Source organism: Desulfamplus magnetovallimortis (assembly GCF_900170035.1).
Classification (GTDB): Bacteria; Desulfobacterota; Desulfobacteria; order Desulfobacterales; family Desulfobacteraceae; genus Desulfamplus; species Desulfamplus magnetovallimortis.
The window spans coordinates 1-1,645 of record NZ_LT828590.1 but is presented as its reverse complement, the minus strand read 5'-3'; the positions used below and the strand labels follow the sequence as shown (position 1 = coordinate 1,645).

The window sequence follows — 1,645 nt, the reverse complement described above, 5'->3', positions numbered from 1 at the left end:
TGGGGTGTCTAAATCGCAAAATATTTATTTCTCAGGATTTGGCCTTCCCTTTCAAATTTATAACAACATGCCAGGCATGTTATGCAAATGATAAAGAAGCAACTATTTTCTTTTGCGGTTTAGCTGTCAGGTTTAATTTGCCCTATAAACAAGTAATGTCAGCAGGGATATCCCCAACTTTTGCCCGACAATTTATATATTTGAAGGAATACTATGAAGCTGCTGAATATTGATCTGCTATAGTATTATTTGGTATATATGTTTGATTTTGTGGTTGATTGCCAGGGTCAGCATCTTTCGGATAACTATCTAAAATATTAGTCATATTATTGCTTTTTTCTACCCTTTTTGGTACTGGAAGAAGAGATAGATTACAGTCAGAAGTAATGAGGCTCTGAGTCAGCGTTCCAGGGTTTGGTAAAATTGCTCGCCGTTGCTTTGTTAAGGACAACAGCTTTTGTTCAATTTCTTGTTGTTGTTTCACCGTAACGTTAAGTACCATCTTGGCAGAATCCATGGTCAACTCTCCACAAAAAGCTGGTAACCGGAGTGCAATTCGATTTGCATCTTTTACTTCACCTGTTCCATGACTTTTGCCGATTCCGAACAATGACTCAATATTGTCAGAAGAAACAATCATTCCGATTTCACCCAAGCCAAGAGACTCTGCGACCATTAACTGTTTTTCCATCCAGGTAATAAAACCAATACGTACTGATGAAGTTTCCGGAATCTCTTTTAAAAATTCTTTACACTCTTCGTATGTCGTAAGGTTCAAACCTCTGTTTTTAAGAATTTCCTGGCTTTTCAACAAAGGGAGCGCGTCACGAAGAAACCTCTTAATAAACAGTTTACACTCAGGCAGTTTTCCAAGAGCAATTCGAAGTTTTGAAATTGCTGAACCCTTTGAGGCTCTACCTGCCGGAGAATGTTTAAGCACCATTTCAGCCCATTTAACCAGACGATGAATATTCATGAATCTGGACTTTGTCGATGCATTTGGAGGCGAAAAGAAACCAAGTATAGTTTGTTTAAATCGTTTTGAAGCTTGCCCACATGCAGAGATGAACTTTTCATACAACGGGTGTTTTGAAAACTCATTTTTTAAAAGATTGGCAACAACATGAGAAACATCGTCAATTGAAAGAGAGTATATTCCTCGCTCATTCAGAAGCCTGACACCTTTCATGAGATCTCGCCCGCCGTCTTTTAAGAATGCAGCAGGTTTTCCAGTAACTTTGATAACCTGTTGTAAAAAATCGGCTATTGATTCCCCAGTCCAGGAATTAGCTACTGAAATGGCAACACAATTGATGTTTTCAAGAGTGGGAGCGCTTTGGTTATGTTTAAAATGATCTATTTTCGCCTCCAGAACAGCCAGAATTTTACCGGCACCCAATGCTATCGATGTATCAATCATCCAAATGGCACCATTTACAATTTTATTTTTGGTCAAAGCAAGAGATGGAACTCCACTGTAGTTCCATATTTTTGCCAATGCATATCTGGTGACCCAATTGATGATCGTTTGAGGAGATGGCGGTTTGCTTATTCCAAGGTATATTTGTAAAATGCCAAGAACTCTTGAAATTGTTCTGAATCCAACGTGCCCAACAATAAATAAACGTAATGAAATAAAAATCAA

The 1,645-nt window shown here is 38.2% G+C and carries 1 protein-coding gene; it reads right to left on the bottom strand.

Annotated elements, in window-relative coordinates:
- Nucleotides 1-211 precede the first annotated feature (211 nt).
- On the bottom strand, nt 212-1,645 hold a 1,434-nt coding region (locus MTBBW1_RS27120), incomplete at its 5' end, for a hypothetical protein (RefSeq protein ID WP_186441754.1).